Annotated in this window: 14 protein-coding genes and 1 other annotated feature (1 of these 15 running past the window's edge); of the genes, 1 reads left to right on the top strand and 13 read right to left on the bottom strand. The window is 45.7% G+C overall.

The window, feature by feature from the left end:
• Positions 1-33: 33 nt before the first annotated feature.
• The 3 genes from fusA to rpsL form a co-directional block, all read right to left on the bottom strand.
• Positions 34-2151: an elongation factor G gene (fusA, locus tag LKD36_RS09360; RefSeq protein ID WP_118511623.1), complete on the bottom strand. Its 2118-nt coding sequence runs from the start codon at positions 2149-2151 to the stop codon at positions 34-36.
• A 48-nt stretch (positions 2152-2199) separates the two neighbouring features.
• Complete coding sequence (rpsG, locus tag LKD36_RS09355; protein WP_308459466.1) at positions 2200-2670, bottom strand: 30S ribosomal protein S7; 471 nt, start codon at positions 2668-2670, stop codon at positions 2200-2202.
• 213 nt (positions 2671-2883) lie between these two features.
• Complete coding sequence (gene rpsL / locus LKD36_RS09350; RefSeq protein ID WP_117499839.1) at positions 2884-3306, bottom strand: 30S ribosomal protein S12; 423 nt, start codon at positions 3304-3306, stop codon at positions 2884-2886.
• Positions 3307-3534: 228 nt separating this feature from the next.
• Here rpsL and LKD36_RS09345 point away from each other — a divergent pair, with 228 nt between their 5' ends.
• The gene (locus LKD36_RS09345; protein ID WP_308459465.1) at positions 3535-4053 is read left to right on the top strand and encodes a VanZ family protein; all 519 of its coding nucleotides are present in this window, start codon (positions 3535-3537) and stop codon (positions 4051-4053) included.
• Positions 4054-4110: 57 nt separating this feature from the next.
• Here LKD36_RS09345 and LKD36_RS09340 read toward each other — a convergent pair whose 3' ends face one another.
• From LKD36_RS09340 to rplJ, 10 genes are all read right to left on the bottom strand, one after another.
• Positions 4111-4986 carry an AraC family transcriptional regulator gene (locus LKD36_RS09340; RefSeq protein ID WP_118770738.1) on the bottom strand — a complete coding sequence of 292 codons (876 nt, stop codon included), beginning with the start codon at positions 4984-4986 and terminating at the stop codon, positions 4111-4113.
• 82 nt (positions 4987-5068) lie between these two features.
• Positions 5069-6211, bottom strand: coding sequence for an amidohydrolase family protein (locus tag LKD36_RS09335; RefSeq protein ID WP_308459464.1), 1143 nt, complete (start codon positions 6209-6211; stop codon positions 5069-5071).
• Between the two features lie 76 nt (positions 6212-6287).
• The gene (locus LKD36_RS09330) at positions 6288-7604 is read right to left on the bottom strand and encodes a GntP family permease (protein ID WP_118770740.1); all 1317 of its coding nucleotides are present in this window, start codon (positions 7602-7604) and stop codon (positions 6288-6290) included.
• Between the two features lie 20 nt (positions 7605-7624).
• On the bottom strand, positions 7625-8581 hold the full coding sequence (locus tag LKD36_RS09325) for a hydroxyacid dehydrogenase (protein WP_118770741.1): 957 nt from the start codon (positions 8579-8581) through the stop codon (positions 7625-7627).
• 12 nt (positions 8582-8593) lie between these two features.
• The gene (locus LKD36_RS09320) at positions 8594-9388 is read right to left on the bottom strand and encodes an HpcH/HpaI aldolase family protein (RefSeq protein WP_118770742.1); all 795 of its coding nucleotides are present in this window, start codon (positions 9386-9388) and stop codon (positions 8594-8596) included.
• Positions 9389-9760: 372 nt separating this feature from the next.
• Complete coding sequence (locus LKD36_RS09315; protein ID WP_308459463.1) at positions 9761-10555, bottom strand: aldolase/citrate lyase family protein; 795 nt, start codon at positions 10553-10555, stop codon at positions 9761-9763.
• 79 nt (positions 10556-10634) lie between these two features.
• Entirely contained in the window at positions 10635-14360 is a 3726-nt protein-coding gene (gene rpoC / locus LKD36_RS09310; RefSeq protein WP_308459462.1) for a DNA-directed RNA polymerase subunit beta', read from the bottom strand.
• Between the two features lie 14 nt (positions 14361-14374).
• Complete coding sequence (gene rpoB / locus LKD36_RS09305; protein WP_308459461.1) at positions 14375-18298, bottom strand: DNA-directed RNA polymerase subunit beta; 3924 nt, start codon at positions 18296-18298, stop codon at positions 14375-14377.
• A gap of 258 nt (positions 18299-18556) precedes the next feature.
• Positions 18557-18931, bottom strand: coding sequence for a 50S ribosomal protein L7/L12 (rplL, locus tag LKD36_RS09300; RefSeq protein WP_118770751.1), 375 nt, complete (start codon positions 18929-18931; stop codon positions 18557-18559).
• A gap of 67 nt (positions 18932-18998) precedes the next feature.
• A complete protein-coding gene (rplJ, locus tag LKD36_RS09295; RefSeq protein ID WP_118770752.1) occupies positions 18999-19487 on the bottom strand; it encodes a 50S ribosomal protein L10 in 489 nt (162 codons plus the stop codon).
• Between the two features lie 48 nt (positions 19488-19535).
• Positions 19536-19583 (bottom strand) — a sequence feature (ribosomal protein L10 leader region); it runs 88 nt beyond the window's last position.

Below are 19583 nucleotides of genomic sequence, written 5' to 3'. Positions count from 1 at the left end.
CAAATAGGCTTGTTTTGCAAGCCTATTTGTATATTATTTTGCCTTTGCAGCAAGAACTTTCTCCTGAACGTTCTTCGGTACCGGCTCATATTTCTCGAAGAACATGGAGTAGTTACCACGTCCCTGAGTTCTGGAACGAAGGTCGGTAGCATATCCGAACATCTCTGCCAGCGGAACATAACCTTTGATCATCTTACCGCCGCCGATGTCTTCCATACCCTCGATACGACCACGACGGGAGTTGATATCACCGATAACATCACCCATGTAATCTTCCGGAGTAGTTACCTCAACCTTCATGATCGGCTCAAGAAGAACCGGAGCTGCTTTCTGCATAGCCTCTTTGAATGCAAGAGAACCAGCGATATGGAAAGCCATCTCAGAAGAATCGACCTCATGATAGGATCCGTCGTATACGTTAGCGTGAACACCAACTACCGGGAATCCACCAAGGATACCAGACTTCATAGCCTCTTCAATACCTTCGCCTACAGCCGGGATGTACTCCTTCGGAATAGCACCACCAACTACGGTAGACTCAAACTTGTAAGTCTCCTCTGCGTTAGCATCCATCGGCTCAAATTTAACTTTACAATGTCCGTACTGTCCACGTCCACCAGACTGTTTTGCATATTTGCTGTCTACATCAGCCGGTTTGGTAATGGTCTCTTTATAAGCGACCTGCGGTGCACCTACATTAGCCTCTACCTTGAACTCACGAAGCAGACGGTCAACGATGATCTCCAGATGAAGCTCACCCATACCAGCAATGATAGTCTGACCAGTTTCCTGATTGGTATGTGCACGGAAAGTCGGGTCCTCTTCTGCCAGTTTTGCAAGAGACTCGCCAAGTTTGCCCTGGCCAGCTTTGGTCTTCGGCTCGATAGCCAGCTCGATAACCGGCTCCGGGAACTCCATAGACTCAAGGATTACCGGATGCTGCTCGTCACAGATGGTATCACCGGTAGTAGTTACCTTGAAACCAACTGCTGCTGCGATATCTCCAGAGTAAACCTTGTCAAGCTCTGCTCTCTTGTTAGCGTGCATCTGAAGGATACGTCCTACACGCTCTTTCTTATCTTTCGTGGAGTTGTACACGTAAGAACCAGAATTCATGGTTCCGGAGTACACACGGAAGAATGCCAGCTTACCTACGAACGGGTCAGCCATGATCTTGAATGCCAGTGCAGAGAACGGCTCTTCATCAGAAGAGTGTCTTACAACCTCATTTCCTTCCATATCCACACCTTTGATGGACGGGATATCGGTCGGAGCCGGCATAAACTCAAGAATTGCGTCCAGAAGTTTCTGAACACCTTTGTTTCTGTATGCACTACCACAGCATACCGGAACAGCGGTACACTCACAGGTAGCTTTACGAAGAACAGCTTTCAGATCCTCAACGGACGGCTCCTCTCCATCAAGATACTGCATCATCAGATCATCATCCAGCTCGCAGATCTTCTCTACCAGCTCGGTGTGATACAGTTCCGCATCATCTTTCATATCATCCGGGATATCAGTAATGCTGATGTCATCACCCTTATCATCATTATAGATGTAAGCCTGCATCTCGAACAGATCGATGATTCCCTTGAAATCATCCTCTTTTCCGATCGGCAGCTGCAGACAGATTGCATTCTTACCCAGACGGGTCTTGATCATCTCTACTGCATTGTAGAAATCTGCACCCAGGATATCCATCTTGTTGATGAATGCCATACGCGGTACATTGTAGGTATCAGCCTGACGCCATACGTTCTCAGACTGCGGCTCTACACCACCCTTTGCACAGAATACGCCGACAGCGCCATCCAGTACACGAAGGGAACGCTCAACCTCTACGGTGAAGTCTACGTGGCCTGGGGTATCGATGATGTTGATACGATGCTCAAGCGCACCTTTCTTCGGCTTGCAGTGATCCTGCAGAGTCCAGTGACAGGTTGTAGCTGCAGATGTGATGGTAATACCTCTCTCCTGCTCCTGCTCCATCCAGTCCATGGTTGCAGTACCTTCATGAGTATCACCAATCTTATAGTTAACACCAGTGTAATACAGAATACGCTCGGTCAGTGTGGTTTTACCAGCATCGATATGAGCCATAATTCCGATATTTCTGGTTCTCTCCAATGGATATTCTCTTTCAGCCAATGGATTTTCCTCCTTATACGAGTGAGCAAATCAGGTCGCGCAGCCAGATTAGAATCTGTAATGAGCGAATGCCTTGTTTGCCTCTGCCATTTTGTGCATATCTTCTTTTCTCTTCACAGCTGCACCAGTGTTGTTTGCTGCATCCATGATCTCGTTTGCCAGTCTCTCTTCCATGGTCTTCTCGCCTCTTTTACGGGAGAACATGGTGAGCCAGCGAAGTGCTAATGCCTGACGACGATCAGCTCTTACCTCGATCGGTACCTGATAAGTAGCTCCACCGATACGTCTTGCTTTTACCTCCAGAACCGGCATGATGTTGTTCATAGCCTCTTCAAATACTTCCAGAGCCGGCTTCTCAGCCTTTGCTTCTACTTTGGCAAATGCGCCGTATACAATTTTCTGTGCTACACCTTTTTTACCGTCAAGCATGATGTTGTTGATCAGTTTGGTAACCACTTTGTTATTGTACATCGGGTCTGCCAGTACGTCTCTTTTCTGAGTATGTCCTTTACGTGGCACGTTACTTCCCTCCTTAATACATGTTTACCGGATAAATCCGATAAGATTAATTCATAGGTACTCACATGTGTCGTTCTACGTGTGTCCGTGCCCGGTATTCCTCTATATCAAACCCGCAGTCATAGGTCCTTTTGATGAACCCTGGCACAAGGCGGCGCTTACGCGACGCCAACAATCATAGTTCTGTTTGTGATACTTGATTTTGTTTTTAAATTACTTTTTAGCGTCTTTCGGTCTCTTAGCTCCGTATTTGGAACGAGCCTGACGTCTCTTAGCTACTCCAGCGGTATCCAGTGTACCACGAACAATGTGATATCTGGTACCCGGAAGGTCCTTTACTCTACCTCCACGGATAAGAACAACGCTGTGCTCCTGAAGGTTGTGTCCCTCTCCCGGGATATAGCTTGTTACCTCAATTCCGTTGGAAAGACGTACTCTGGCGATCTTACGAAGAGCTGAGTTCGGTTTCTTCGGGGTTGCGGTTTTAACTGCGGTGCACACACCACGTTTCTGCGGTGCAGATGCATCGATCGGTCTCTTCTTCAGAGAGTTAAATCCTTTCTGAAGTGCCGGTGCCGTAGACTTTTTAACAGATGTCTGTCTACCCTTTCTTACTAACTGGTTGAATGTTGGCATTCCTTTCACCTCCTGATGGTTTGTGATGACTGCTGTTTTTCAGACTTGCTGAAACATGCACACCTAAATACGCATGCTTGATTATTATATTAAATTGATTTTTGCTTGTCAAGCGGTTTTCCTTGATTTTCTGTGAAAGTTTTAGGATTCGACCGTATTTGCTGGACAGTTTTCTCCTTTGGTGCTATGATAGGGCAAATTTGTTTTTGAATTAAAGGAGATTTCTATATGATAAAAGCATTTTTAAGGTCCCTGTTAAAACCTTTTTCCTTTGTACCGGCGTTACTCATGATGTATCTCATCTTTTCCTTTTCCGCTCAGGACGGCACCACTTCCGGGAATCTGAGTTACAAGGTCAGTGAAATCATCGTCGAAACTGCTAATGACGCTTTTGATCTGCACTGGTCTTCTTCGGAAATCAAACAGCATATCAAGGAAATTCATCATCCGGTCCGCAAACTGGCCCATATGACAGAGTATTTCCTGCTTGCCATCTCCGTATCCTTTCCATTATATGTGTACGGTGTCCGGGGAATCTGGCTTCCCCTCCTTGCCGGCATGATCTGTGTGGGATTTGCTGCATTGGATGAATATCACCAGTCCTTCGTGGCCGGCCGCGGCCCTTCCAAAAAGGATGTGGGAATCGACAGCATCGGCGTGTTTGCAGGAATTATTATGATGCAGTTTATCTGCTTTCTGGGAAGAATCACGGTGTTCCGTCCACTTACGAAAAAAAAGAAAGCATGATGCAAAAAGCGCTGCGGTACAGGCCCGCAGCGTTTTTTCAGAGGAATTAATATAAGGTTATCTTTCATCATTTTCCTGCAAAGTCCGATTCCGGTATTCTACAGGACTGATTCCGTATACGCTTTTAAAGGTTTTGTAAAAATAGCTGTAATTATTGAATCCAGCCTGCTCTGCCGCTTCCGTGATCGGAATATCTGCCTTCAGATACTGCACAGCCAGATCAAGCCTCTTCTCTTTGATGTAGTTATTAATCGTTTTATTCATCACGCTCCGGAATGCAGAACAAATATAAGAGATACTATAATTGGCCTCCTTTGCCAGCTCCGCCAGTGTAATGTTTTCACTCAGATGCTTCTGAATATACTCAATAATAACCGTTACAGTCTGCACACTTTCTGAATTCTTCGTATCAACCTCAATATATGGACGCGCATCTTCATAGATATATGCTAGGAAGAGCTGTACCAGTCCACGCTGCACCAGTTCACTGCTGTATTTGAGTTCTTTCTTTTTATAGACATCAATCAGCTCATAATATTTCACCATACTTTTAAATGGAAGCCGAATAATCGGATAGCTGGCATTACACTGTTGAAACATGGAAGACAGATTGATCCCCTTTGTGGAAAACTGCATCAGTCTGGTAAATTCAATTCCCAGATTGAAGCGTTCGCAATAGGCGTCCGTTCCTACTTCCCGGTAACAATGCGGTTCAAATACATTGCTGAAGACGATGTCTCCTTCCTTGATCTGATATTCCGTATCATTGCACAGATAGACTACATTTTTACAGCTCAATACAATCGACAATTCATAGTAATCATGATAATGATAATCCGTCAGATGGGTAATCAGTCGTTCAAAGAGCATGATCCGATAACCATATTTTTTAAATTCTTCATAATGTGTCCTCGGATATGCTTTAATTATCATGATAGTCCCCCTCCCGTCTTCCACTCAGTCCACATGCTACCACTTGTCTGATTGTATTATAAAATCATGGATACGTCCACATCTAATCCATTAATGCAAAATCTGCCTGGCAGAATGCCGGTTCTCCATCTGCAAATACCATTTGCGGAACAAACAGTTTATGAGTTTCAAACACTTCATTCTTGCAGTCTTTGTGGATTGCTTTTTTATCAATCATCTTGAAAATCGCTACATCTGCAAATGCACCCGGTTTCAGTGTACCGATCTTACCTTCCATATTCATGACTTTTGCCGGTGTCTCAGTAACGCATCTCAAAACTTCTTTAAGCGGCATTCCAAGTTCCAAGTATTTCGTCATGACAAACGGCAGATTCTTTGCAGTATTTGACATATTGTATTTGTCGCCGGTCCAGTCAGATGCAATGATATCCGGATAGAATCCCTGCTCCAGTGATTTCCGGCATACATCAATACTGAAGTTCATACGTCCATTTGCTGCATCCATGAGGACGCCTCGTTTTCTTGCATCCAGAATGAAATCTTTGACTTTACCGTTCTCATCAAGAATGGTCTCGTCCCCCCAGCCATGATAGCAATGGCAGTAAATATCACCTGCTTTCAGTCTGTCAGCCACCTGTTTCAGCGGAGTGACCGGATTGCTGGTATGAACGCAGATACCGATTCCCAGTTCATCAGCCAATTCACGAGTTGCATCCATGGCATCGATACCGGTAGCTACCCCTTTGCTCATACGGATCTTGACACCAAGAATATTGTCTTTATACCGCTCCACCATCTTCTTAATATCCTGCGGACGATACTCTGCGCGGTCAAATTTCTCAATGATATTGTAATCAATCTGTCCGCTTCCATACATACAGATATAGCTCTTAATTCTTACCTTGCTTGCCAGTACGGTTCCTGCATAGAAAGAATTGAAGTTACTGCTTCCTGCAGTTCCCGGATCTACTGCGGAGGTAACACCAGTTGCAAGAAGATAGTCTGCATGTACTGCGCAATTGGAACCATTTCCATATACGTGAGCATGGAAATCAATCAATCCCGGAAACACATAACATCCAGATGCATCTACTACTTTATCGCATTCCCATTCATCCGGAAACGCAACGATATGATTATCTTTAATAGCAATATCCATGACCTGATCAATATTCTGTGCCGGGTCTACTACATGTCCATTTTTAATTACAAAATCAAGCTTCATACATTCTCCTTATTCTTTCACCAGATATGAGGTGCCAGATACTTCCGACACCTCATATGATAATCACTCCTGATTTTTAGCAAACGCCTACCATATAAAGAAGCAATGCTACAAAGAAACCTACAATTGGAATCATACACTGGGATATAAATGTATATTTATATGTATCAATCATATCTGTCTTTGCAATAGAGTTTGCAAGTACAACGCCAGATGCATGCGGCATAGCGTCAAGTCCGGCAGAAGCAATAGCACTCAGACGATGAAGAATCTGAGTATTGATTCCGGTAGTGATCAGGTACTCTCCCATGGAGTTCAGGAAGATATTTAAACCACCTGTAGAAGAACCAGTAATCATACAGATTACGTTGATAGAAAGGAACATCAGCATGATCGGGCTCATATCAAGGCTCATCAGCCAGTTAACACAGGAAGTATAGGTAGGAGATGCGGTTACGACACCACCAAATCCCATGATGCAGGAAGTAACCATCAGTGCATTCAGACCATTGGTGATGCCTGCTGTACATACTTCTTTGACATTGAATTTTCCTCTGTAAAGAATAATTCCAAGGATGATTGCAATGGTAGTAGCCAGACATACAGAGTAGTTAGCTGCATAACCAAAACCTTTCTGGAATACAAAGATTGCAATAATCAGGACTACGATCGGAGCAAATGCTGCACCTGCTGACGGAAGACCTGCCAAAACAGATTCATCATTCAGATCCGGGATTGTATCATTCTCGCCTGGTACAAAATGCTCACCTCTTGCAGCACATCTCTTAACAACCCAGCTATAGAACAGGTAGTCAAGGATAAATACAACGATAGAGGAAATAATACCAATTACCGGTGCTGCATAAATACTGGTTCCAAAGAACTCTGCCGGAATCAGGTTCTGAGTGGACGGAGTACCCGGAAGGAATACCATGCAGACAGTTGCCGGTACTGCGAGCATCAGACCTGGGAATACTTTTTTCGGAATGTCTGCCTCTTTAAACAGTGCCAGACAGATCGGATACATCGTAAATGCAATAACGAATACTCCGATTCCTGCGTAAGACAGGATCAAGGATACTACAAGTACGATTAAAACAATCTGTTTTTTGCCGAGCAGCTTTACTGTATGTCTCGCAATGGACATGGACGCTCCACCCAGATCCATAACTTTACCAAAAATAGCTGCCAGCGAGAATACCAGGAACCAGTTTCCTGCAAAACTTGTAAAACTTGGTGCAAAGTTTTCCGTGATAGTTGTCCAGATATCCATCTGGCTGGTTAAAATAATGATCAAAGAGGAAGCAATTGCAACAACTCCCATATGCCACCCTTTAAACGTCAATGCAACGAGCACTACCAGTGCAACAACAATACCAATTACTCCTAACATATTTTCCCCCTTCTAAAACCTTAGAATTTGCTGACAGGCCACGACGGCTTCAGTCCCTCAAACACCTCATAAATTCCCTGAGCTGCGTCCAGACCCATCTTATTCATAGTTTCTACATTTAACGCTGCATCGTGCGGCGTTACAATCATGTTATCCAGCTTCAGCAGACGGCTGTCTTTATCAAATGGCTCCTGAGTGAGTACATCGACTCCAGCCCCATGGATCTTGTGTTCAGAAAGTGCCTCATAAAGATCATCCTCGTCTACAATTCCGCCTCTTGCGCAGTTGATCAGGCATGCAGTCGGTTTCATCAGAGAAAGCAGGCTCTTATTGATCATTTTCTTTGTCTGCGGAGTCTCTGGAAGATGAAGAGATACAAAGTCAGCTTTTTCAAAGATTTCTTCGATCGTTGCTACTCTTTCGATATTCTCAAGTTTCACATCTGCCGGAATCACCGGATCATATCCGATTACTTTCATATCCAGACCAAGTGCAGCTTTCTTAGCTACCTGTTTTCCGATACGTCCGCATCCTACGATACCGATAGTCTTTCCTGCTACTTCCTGTCCCTTGCAGCTGTTTCTTGTCTTCCAGCCATTTCCAAGAAGAAGCTGTCTGTTCTGGTAAACCAGATTTCTTGCGCATGCAAGTACCAGCATAATCGTGTGCTCTGCAACTGCATTTGAGTTAGCAGTCGGAGTAATGGTTACCCAGATCTTCTTCTCATTACAGTAATCCATATCAATGTTGTCAAATCCTACACCGTGTCTTCCGATCACCTTCAGATTCGGCATTTTCTCAAGAATCTCTTTTGGATATTTTGCAGTTCTGGCAAGTAAAGCATCTGCATCTTTTGCTTCCTTCTCAAATGCTTCTGATGTATTGCCATCTACTACTACAACCTCGTAACCTTTAGATCTTAAGAACTCTTTTCCCGGTTCTGTAATATCCTCCGGAATAATTACTTTATGTGCCATTTTTTTACACCTCTATTTCAGATCGTCTACGATTGCTCGCATTTCTTTTCCTTCACCATTCCAGAATGCTTTCATCTTTGCAAGCTGGTCTCCCAGTGAGAAATCTTTTACGCCGAGTTTTACGTAATACTCTGCATCTGCCGGAGTGACAATCTCACATCTCGGACGAACACCATGTGCAAGAGCAACTTCGATACATTTTCTCTCAGCCTCTTTGAAGTCAGCCACATGATCAGCTCTGTTCCATCCTTTACTCATGCAGTAGTCATTGGGGCCAAACTGGATCATATCAACACCCGGGATAGAGCAGATCTCTTCGATATTGTTCACTGCTTCCTCTTTCTCAATCATAAAGCAAAGCACGATATCATTCAGTCGTTTTACATGATCCAGCGGCGGGATATGGGACTGTCCGCCGATGTAACGTCCATTCGGATATCCAAATACACCGGTGCTTCCTGCTGTCTTCGGTTTTACAAGGTTTACGCTTTCTCTTACCTGATCCGGATTTACGTGGTCTACGAACATAATACTCTGGAATCCTGCCTGGATCGCTTTCTGTGCTACGAAGCCTCTGTTCTGATAATCAAGTTTAATCATGGTGCCCATATCATTCAGTTCAGCAGCTCTTGCCATGTTGGGAAGATCTGTGAAATCATAAGGTGCATACTCTGCTACAAACTCAACATAGTCGAAATTTCCAGTTGCTCCAATTGCCTCCCAGAAAAAAGGCTGTGTGCTCCACAGTCTGGTGGACAGAAGCGGCAGATCATGTTCAAGATGATAACGCAGTTTATTCTCTTTCATTATTGTTCCTTCCTTTATTTTGGTGAATATGGCCAACTCACTTGTTCTTTTTGATATTTTTATTATCTATTATTTTCCTATTTTATTCCATTCAATATCCAATTTTCGGTATTTCCTATCATAAATCGTTTTTATCTGCCTTTTGTTCATTTGTTTTTCTTTTTTATCCTATTTTTATGGATTTTTTACAAAATTTCGTCAAAATCATTGTTTTCGCATTTCCAATCTTACAATTCGTCAAATGAAGGCTTTTATTTTTCGCGGAACTGTATGTCTATTTGTTAAATAATTATCGTTTTCACATGTGCAATCTTCGTCAGGGCCAAAAACAGCCGGGAGCTTTTCTGCTCCCGGCTGTTCTGCCGACCTGTCTTATTTCAGATCATCTACAATTGCACGCATTTCTTTTCCTTCACCGTTCCAGAATGCTTTCATCTTTGCAAGCTGGTCTCCCAGTGAAAAATCTTTTACACCAAGTTTAACGTAATACTCTGCATCCGCCGGAGTAACGATCTCACATCTCGGACGAACACCATGTGCAAGAGCAACTTCGATACATTTTCTCTCTGCTTCTTTAAAGTCTGCCACATGATCTGCTCTGTTCCAGCCTTTGCTCATGCAATAGTCATTCGGTCCGAACTGAATCATATCAACTCCCGGAATGGAGCAGATCTCTTCGATATTATTCACCGCCTCTTCTTTCTCGATCATAAAGCAGAGAACGATATCATTCAATCTCTTAATATGATCTGCTACCGGAATATGGGACTGTCCACCGATATAGCGGCCATTCGGATATCCGAATTCGCCGATACTTCCCGGAGTTTTTGGTTTTATAAGACTTACGCTCTCTCTTACCTGATCCGGATTCACGTGGTCTACAAACATAATACTCTGGAATCCTGCCTGTACAGCTTTCTGTGCCACGTACCCTCTGTTCTGGAAATCCAGTTTGATCATGGTACCCATATCATTCAGTTCGGCAGCTCTTGCCATATTCGGAAGGTCTGTAAAATCATACGGTGCATACTCTGCTACGAACTCCACATAGTCAAATGTTCCGGTTGCGCCGATTGCCTCCCAGAAAAAAGGCTGTGTGCTCCACAGTCTGGTGGATAACAATGGTAAATCATGGTCAATATGATATCTTAATTTGTTTTCTTTCATCTTCTTTTCCTCCTGAATCTGATAAAAATACCGCCCGATCATCCGTTAAGATGACCAGGCGGCATCAGTTATGCATTCTTTATTCTTCTTCCGGATCGCTCTCTTCAGCCTCAGCAGCTTCTGCTTCAACATCAGCGCTGTCATCCTGTGCAGTATCTACATCATCGAATTCTTCATCCTTTGCTGCATCTTCTGCAAGATCAAGAACCTCATCCTCTTCACTGATGCTTAAGGAATCATCTTCCTCCATATCAGTGTTCAGTTTTACGTCACGATAACGCTTCATACCGGTACCAGCCGGGATCAGCTTACCGATGATAACGTTCTCTTTCAGACCGATCAGCGGATCAACTTTGCCCTTGATAGCAGCCTCTGTCAGAACTTTGGTGGTCTCCTGGAAGGATGCTGCTGACAGGAAGGAATTGGTAGCCAGGGAAGCTTTGGTAATACCAAGCAGTACCTGTTTTCCATCTGCAGGCTGTTTGCCCTCTGCAATCAGTCTCTCATTCTCATCCCAGTAATCCAGAATGTCTACCAGAGTACCCGGCAGGAAATCACTGTCTCCGTTATCCTCAACGCGGATCTTCTTCAGCATCTGGCGAACGATCATCTCGATATGTTTATCGTTGATCTCAACACCCTGCAGCCGGTATACACGCTGTACTTCCTGAAGCAGATAATCCTGAACAGCACGCACACCTTTGATCTTCAGAATATCATGCGGGTTGATGCTACCTTCTGTCAGTGCATCACCGGCCTCAACCATAGTTCCGTCCATAATCTTGATTCTGGAATCAAACGGAATCAGATACGTCTTGGACTCACCAGACTCATTATTGGTAATAACGATTTCACGTTTCTTCTTCATGTCGTTAATCGTAGCCAGACCGCTGATCTCAGTTACGATTGCAAGACCCTTCGGTTTTCTTGCCTCGAAAAGCTCCTCGACACGGGGAAGACCCTGTGTAATATCTCCACCTGCTACACCACCGGAGTGGAAGGTTCTCATGGTCAGCTGGGTACCCGGCTCACCGATGGACTGTGCTGCGATGATACCAACAGTCTCACCAACCTGTACAGCCTCTCCGGTTGCCATGTTGGCACCGTAGCACTTCGCACACACACCGATATGGGATTTACAGGTAAGAGCAGTACGGATTTTCACGCTGTTCAGCGGGTTTCCGTCTTTATCCACACCTTTGGATACGACTGCAGCCGCACGCTTCGGTGTGATCATATGGTTTGCTTTAACAATGATGTTGCCATCTTTGTCGCAAATGTCATTGCATGCAAAACGTCCTGTGATACGCTCCTCCAGGGACTCGATCATTTCTTTTCCATCAGTGAAAGCGGTAACTTCCATTCCAGGAATCTCATCTTTGCCTTCTGCACAGTCTGTCTCACGGATAATCAGTTCCTGAGATACGTCTACCAGACGTCTGGTCAGGTAACCGGAGTCAGCGGTACGAAGAGCGGTATCGGACATACCTTTACGTGCTCCATGAGCGGACATGAAGTACTCCAGTACGTCAAGACCCTCACGGAAGTTGGATGTGATAGGAAGCTCGATCGTATGACCGGTCGTATCTGCCATCAATCCACGCATACCAGCCAGCTGTTTGATCTGTTTATCAGATCCACGCGCACCGGAATCAGCCATCATGAAGATGTTGTTATATTTATCAAGACCATCCAGAAGAGCTTTGGTAAGGACTGCGTCAGTCTCTTTCCAGGTCTCTACAACCTCTTTGTAACGCTCTTCTTCAGTAATCTTACCACGTTTATAGTTACGTGTAATCTTATCCACTACATCCTGAGCCTGTTTGATCAGCTCCGGTTTCTGCGGCGGTACGGTCATATCAGAAATGGATACGGTCATAGCCGCTCTAGTGGAGTATTTATAACCCATTGCCTTAATATCATCCAGAACCTCAGCGGTCTTGGTTGCACCATGGGTGTTAATTACTTTACCAAGGATCTGTTTCAGACCCTTCTTGCCTACATGGAAATCGACTTCCAGACTCAGCTCGTTGCCCGGAATTTTTCTGTCTACAAATCCCAGATCCTGCGGCAGAATCTCATTGAACAGGAAACGTCCAAGGGTAGACTCTACAGTACCGGTCATCACAGTGCCATCCGGCATATTCTTGCTGACACGTACTTTGATACGGCTCTGAAGTTTGATAACGCCATTCTCGTATGCAAGAATTGCTTCGTTAAGGTTCTTGAAAAATTTACCTTCACCGATTTCTCCCGGTCTCTCCTGAGTCAGATAGTAGATACCAAGGACCATATCCTGAGAAGGAACGGCTACAGGACCACCATCAGACGGTTTCAGCAGGTTATTCGGAGAAAGCAGAAGGAAACGGCACTCTGCCTGTGCCTCTACGGACAACGGCAGATGGACAGCCATCTGGTCTCCGTCGAAGTCAGCATTGAATGCGGTACAAACAAGCGGGTGAAGCTTGATTGCCTTACCTTCTACCAGGATCGGCTCGAACGCCTGGATACCCAGACGATGCAGTGTAGGAGCACGGTTCAGCATTACCGGATGCTCTTTAATAACGTCCTCAAGAACATCCCATACTTCCGGCTGAAGACGCTCAACCATTTTCTTTGCGCTCTTGATATTATGTGCAGAACCATTTGCAACCAGTTCTTTCATTACGAACGGTTTGAACAGCTCGATTGCCATCTCTTTCGGCAGACCACACTGATAGATCTTCAGTTCCGGTCCAACGACGATAACGGAACGGCCGGAATAGTCAACACGTTTACCCAGCAGGTTCTGACGGAAACGTCCAGATTTACCTTTCAGCATGTCAGACAGAGATTTCAGAGCTCTGTTTCCAGGTCCGGTAACAGGACGTCCTCTTCTACCGTTATCGATCAGGGCATCAACTGCCTCCTGAAGCATACGTTTCTCATTACGAACGATGATATCCGGTGCTCCCAGATCCAGCAGTCTCTGCAGACGGTTATTTCTGTTGATAATTCTTCTGTACAGGTCGTTCAGGTCGGAAGTAGCAAAACGTCCGCCGTCCAGCTGTACCATCGGACGAAGATCTGGCGGGATAACCGGGATCACATCCATGATCATCCACTCCGGTTTGTTTCCGGACTCACGGAACGCTTCCACAACCTCAAGTCTCTTGATGATGCGGGCACGTTTCTGACCGGAAGCAGTCTTCAGTCCCTCTTTCAGTTCTTTGGAATCTTTCTCCAGATCAATAGCCTGCAGCAGTTCCTTGATGGACTCTGCACCCATTCCAACGCGGAATGCGCCTGACTCCGGATATTTTTCCTTCATATCCTGATATTCTTTCTCGGAAAGAACCTGTTTGTACATAAGCTCGGTCTTTCCCGGATCAAGTACAATATAGGATGCAAAGTAGAGAACTTTTTCCAGTGTTCTCGGGGACAGATCAAGGATCAGTCCCATACGGCTCGGAATGCCTTTAAAGTACCAGATATGGGATACCGGCGCAGCCAGTTTGATATGGCCCATGCGCTCACGGCGGACGCTGGATTTGGTAACCTCAACGCCGCAGCGATCACATACGACACCTTTATATCTGATTTTCTTATATTTTCCGCAGTGACACTCCCAGTCCTTGCTCGGTCCGAAGATTTTCTCGCAATACAGACCATCCTTTTCCGGTTTCAACGTACGATAGTTGATGGTCTCAGGCTTGGTCACTTCTCCATGAGACCATTCAAGAATCGTCTCCGGAGATGCAAGACCTATCTTAATCGCATCAAAGCTCATTGGCTGATAGTTATCATTCTTCGTCATTTCCGGCATGAGCGGCACCTCCTCTATTCTTCAAAATCAATATCATCATCCAGGTCAATGGAGTCGTCGCCGCCGAAATCATCGTCTTCCGGTTCAACATCTACAAGTTCCTCTCCCTTGAACTCCTGTTTTCCAAATCCATGAGCGCCAAAAGACTCATCCTCTCTGTCGAAACGACGGCTGTCGTCCTCCAGAATAGAACGGATGTCCACATCACCATAGTCGCTGGTCTCTGTCAGCTCCACTTCTGTGTTATCATCACGAAGCACACGCACATCCAGTCCCAGTGCCTGCAGCTCTTTTAAGAGTACCTTGAAGGACTCCGGAATGCCAGCCTCTGGAATGTTCTCGCCTTTGATAATTGCTTCATAAGTCTTCACACGTCCAATGACATCATCAGACTTCACGGTCAGGATCTCCTGAAGGGTGTAGGACGCACCATATGCCTCCAGAGCCCAAACCTCCATCTCTCCGAAACGCTGTCCACCAAACTGAGCTTTTCCACCCAGCGGCTGCTGCGTTACCAGGGAGTACGGTCCGGTAGAACGTGCATGGATCTTATCGTCTACCAGATGATGCAGCTTCAGATAATGCATGTGTCCGATGGTTACCGGGCTGTCGAAATACTCACCGGTACGGCCATCTCTCAGACGTACTTTACCGTCTCTGGAGATCGGTACGCCTTTCCATACTTTTCTGTGCTCTCTGTTTTTATCGAGATAATCTACAACCTCCGGAAGCAGATCTTCCCCATGATTACCTTTGAATGTTTCGCCATTCCACGGTCTTCCGTCTGCGGTCTGGTCAAGCCCCTTCTCTTTCCACTCTGCAGCCTCTGCATCATCGAATGGAAGGTTTGCGTAATCATTCGCAAGATCAAGAGTATCCATGATCTCTGACTCATTTGCACCGTCGAAAATCGGGGTGGCCACATTGAATCCCAGCGCTTTTGCTGCAAGACTCAGGTGAATCTCCAGGACCTGACCGATATTCATACGAGACGGCACACCCAGAGGATTCAGTACGATATCCAGCGGACGTCCGTTCGGCAGGAACGGCATATCTTCTACCGGAAGAACACGGGAAACGACACCCTTGTTACCATGACGTCCAGCCATCTTATCGCCGACAGAGATCTTTCTCTTCTGAGCAATGTAAATGCGGACTGCCTGGTTTACACCCGGAGACAGCTCGTCTCCGTTTTCTCTGGTAAATACTTTGGCATCTACAACGACACCGTACTCACCATGCGGTACCTTCAGGGAAGTATCACGCACTTCACGTGCCTTCTCACCAAAGATTGCGCGGAGCAGACGCTCCTCTGCGGTCAGCTCGGTCTCTCCCTTCGGAGTTACCTTACCTACCAGAATATCACCGGCACGAACCTCTGCACCGATACGGATGATACCTCTGTTATCCAGATCCTTCAGTGCATCATCACCAACACCCGGAACATCTCTGGTGATCTCTTCCGGTCCAAGCTTGGTATCACGGGCTTCTGCCTCATATTCCTCAATATGAATGGATGTATAAACATCATCCATAACCAATCGTTCACTTAAAAGAACAGCATCCTCGTAGTTATAACCTTCCCAAGTCATAAATCCGATCAGCGGATTCTTACCAAGAGCAATCTCTCCGCCAGAAGTGGACGGTCCGTCAGCGATTACCTCGCCAACTTCTACCCGGTCCCCCTTAAAGACGATCGGTCTCTGGTTGTAGCAGTTGCTCTGGTTACTGCGGGAGAATTTCGTCAGATGATATACATCACGCACACCATTATCCTGACGTATAACAATCTCATTGGAAACGGCACGTTCTACGATACCTGCATTCTTTGCAACTACACAAACGCCGGAGTCAACTGCCGTCTTCTCCTCCATACCGGTACCAACTGCCGGAGCTTCCGTCAGCATCAGCGGAACGGCCTGACGCTGCATGTTGGATCCCATCAGCGCACGGTTTGCGTCATCGTTCTGCAGGAACGGAATCAGAGCCGTAGCTACGGAGAACACCATCTTCGGAGATACATCCATATAGTCAAACATGGTCTTATCATAAGCCTGAGTCTCATCAAGATAACGTCCAGATACGTTGTTTCTTACGAAATATCCGTTCTCATCCAACGGCTCATTTGCCTGTGCTACATGGTAATTATCCTCTTCATCAGCGGTCATGTATACAACCTCGTCGGTGACACGCGGATTCTTAGGATCTGATTTATCGATCTTACGGTACGGAGCCTCTACGAAACCGTACTCATTGATTCTTGCATAGCATGCCAGAGAGTTGATCAGACCGATGTTCGGTCCCTCAGGAGTCTCGATCGGGCACATTCTTCCATAGTGGGAGTAGTGTACATCTCGAACCTCGAATCCTGCACGGTCTCTGGACAGACCGCCCGGTCCCAATGCGGACAGACGTCTCTTATGGGTCAGCTCACCCAACGGGTTGTTCTGGTCCATAAACTGGGACAGCTGAGAAGATCCAAAGAACTCTTTGACAGCTGCGGTTACCGGTTTAATATTGATCAGGGTCTGCGCAGAGATGCTCTCCGGATCCTGAGTGGTCATACGCTCACGTACCACTCTTTCCAGACGGGAAAGACCGATACGGTACTGGTTCTGAAGCAGCTCACCTACGGCACGGATACGACGATTGCCCAGATGGTCGATATCATCTTTGTTGCCAAGGTCATACTCCAGATGCATGTTATAGTTAATGGATGCCATAATGTCATCCTTGGTAATGTGTTTCGGAATCAGCTCCGTGATGGAACGCTGGATTGCTTCTTTCAGTTCCTCTGCATCAGTATACTCATTCAGCAGTTTCTCCAGTGCCGGATAGTATACAGACTCTTTGATGCCCAGTGCTTCCGGATCACAGTCCACATATTTGGTAATGTCTACCATACGGTTGGACAACACCTTGATATTACGTTCCTCACCTTTTACCCAGATGAACGGAACAGCGGAATCCTGCAGTTTTACTGCAAGCTCGGTATCAATCTTGGTATCTGCTTCTGCGATAATCTCGCCGGTAGACGGATCTACTACATCCTCAGCCAGAACCTGTCCACGGACACGGTTCTTCAGATGAAGCTTCTTATTAAACTTGTAACGTCCAACCTTTGCCAGATCGTAACGTCTCGGATCGAAGAACATACCGGTAATCAGGCTCTCTGCGCTCTCTACTGCCAGCGGCTCGCCCGGACGGATCTTCTTGTACAGCTCCAGCAGACCTTCCTGATAGCTCTCGGAAGTATCTTTCGCCAGAGATGCCAGAATCTTCGGCTCCTCGCCGAACAGTTCCAGAATCTCAGCGTTGGTTCCATAACCAAGAGCACGGATCAGCACAGTAATCGGCACTTTACGTGTTCTGTCGACACGAACATAGAATACGTCGTTGGAATCAGTCTCATACTCCAGCCATGCACCACGGTTCGGGATTACGGTGCAGGAGAACAGAAGCTTACCTACTTTGTCATGGTCAATACCATAGTAGATACCAGGGGAACGTACCAACTGGCTGACAATGACACGCTCCGCTCCGTTGATGACGAAGGTTCCCGTCTCTGTCATCAGGGGCAGGTCGCCCATGAAAATCTCATGCTCATTGATCTCATCTGTCTCTTTGTTATGAAGACGGACTCTGACTTTTAACGGTGCGGCATAAGTAGCGTCACGCTCTTTACACTCTTCGATGGTGTATTTTGCACCCTCTACATCAAGTACAAAGTTCGTGAACTCCAGGCTCAGCTTTCCGCTATAATCCGTAATCGGAGAAATATCGGCAAATGCTTCGCTTAATCCCTCATCCAGAAACCACTGGTAGGAATCTCTCTGGACTTCTATCAGGTTCGGCATTTCAACTACTTCTTTTTTTCTGGAATAGCTCATTCGCAGATTTCTGCCGGACTTGGTAGGTTTGATTCTGTTCTTTTCCATTGACATTTCACCCCTTATATATTTTAATCACTGCATATTGCAAAAGGACTGCACGAATTACAGCAAGGATGAAAGCATACCTTACCACAATAGTGCATTTTCCATGTTATCATAAATCGCAGGGGGTGTCAACAGAAATTATGCATAATTATATGAATTTGGGAGACTGTTTGAAAGATGATATGAACAAATCAGAAGGATGGAAAAAGAAGAAGGATACCGCATCCGCGATACCCTTCCTCGAATGTACCAAAACAATTATTTAAGAGTAACTTTAGCACCCTCAGCCTCAAGTTTGGTTTTGATCTCCTCAGCCTCAGCTTTGGAAGCGCCCTCTTTGATAACCTTCGGAGCACCGTCAACAACCTCTTTAGCCTCTTTCAGGCCAAGTCCGGTAGCTTCACGAACAACTTTGATAACTTTAACTTTGTTCGGGCCAACCTCAGACAGCTCTACGTCGAAGGAATCTTTCTCTTCAGCTGCTGCTGCGCCATCTCCAGCTGCTGCTACAACAACGCCAGCTGCTGCGGATACACCGAACTCCTCCTCACATGCTTTTACAAGATCATTCAGCTCTAATACGGTAAGCTCTTTGATTGCATCAATAAATTCTGCAGTAGTTAATTTTGCCATTTTTATTTACCTCCAATAATAATAATTGTATCATGCCGCTATGCGGCTTTTCCTATTGTAATAACGATTACGCCTCTTTGCTCTCTGCGATCTGATTGATAACGCGAGCGAAGTTTGTGATCGGGCTCTGGATGCTGCCAAGCAGCTTTCCGAGAAGCACTTCTCTGGACGGAACGTTTGCGATTGCAGTCATTCCCTTTGCATCGTAGTAGTTTCCTTCTACGACACCAGCTTTGATTTCAAGCTTCTCTGCTTTCTTTGCAAAGTTAGCAACGATTCTTGCCGGAGCAGTCGCATCAGTTTTGGAGATAGCGATTGCAGACGGTCCTTCGAGATGCTGAGACAGCGGCTCGAACTCGGTTCCTTTGATTGCAAAGTTCAGCATGGTGTTTTTGTAAACCTTGTAAACGATTCCTTCTTCTCTCATCTGTTTACGAAGCTGTGTATCCTGCTCAACGGTCAGACCGCAGTGGTCAACCAGAACAACGCCAGCTGCACCTTCCAGATTTGCAGAGATCTCGTCTACAACCGGTTTTTTCAGTTCAACTTTTGCCATGAATGGTTTCCTCCTTATAGATTTTTAAAAGAGATAACCTTCCCAGTGGTAAGGATTAAAAAACCCTCTGTGCCGCAGACACAGAGGGTTCATAAG

Origin of the sequence: Hominiventricola filiformis (assembly GCF_020686965.1) — a bacterium.
Lineage (GTDB): Bacteria > Bacillota > Clostridia > Lachnospirales > Lachnospiraceae > Hominiventricola > Hominiventricola filiformis.
Note: the sequence above shows the minus strand (reverse complement) of the source record. Positions and strands in the feature narration are given on the sequence as shown.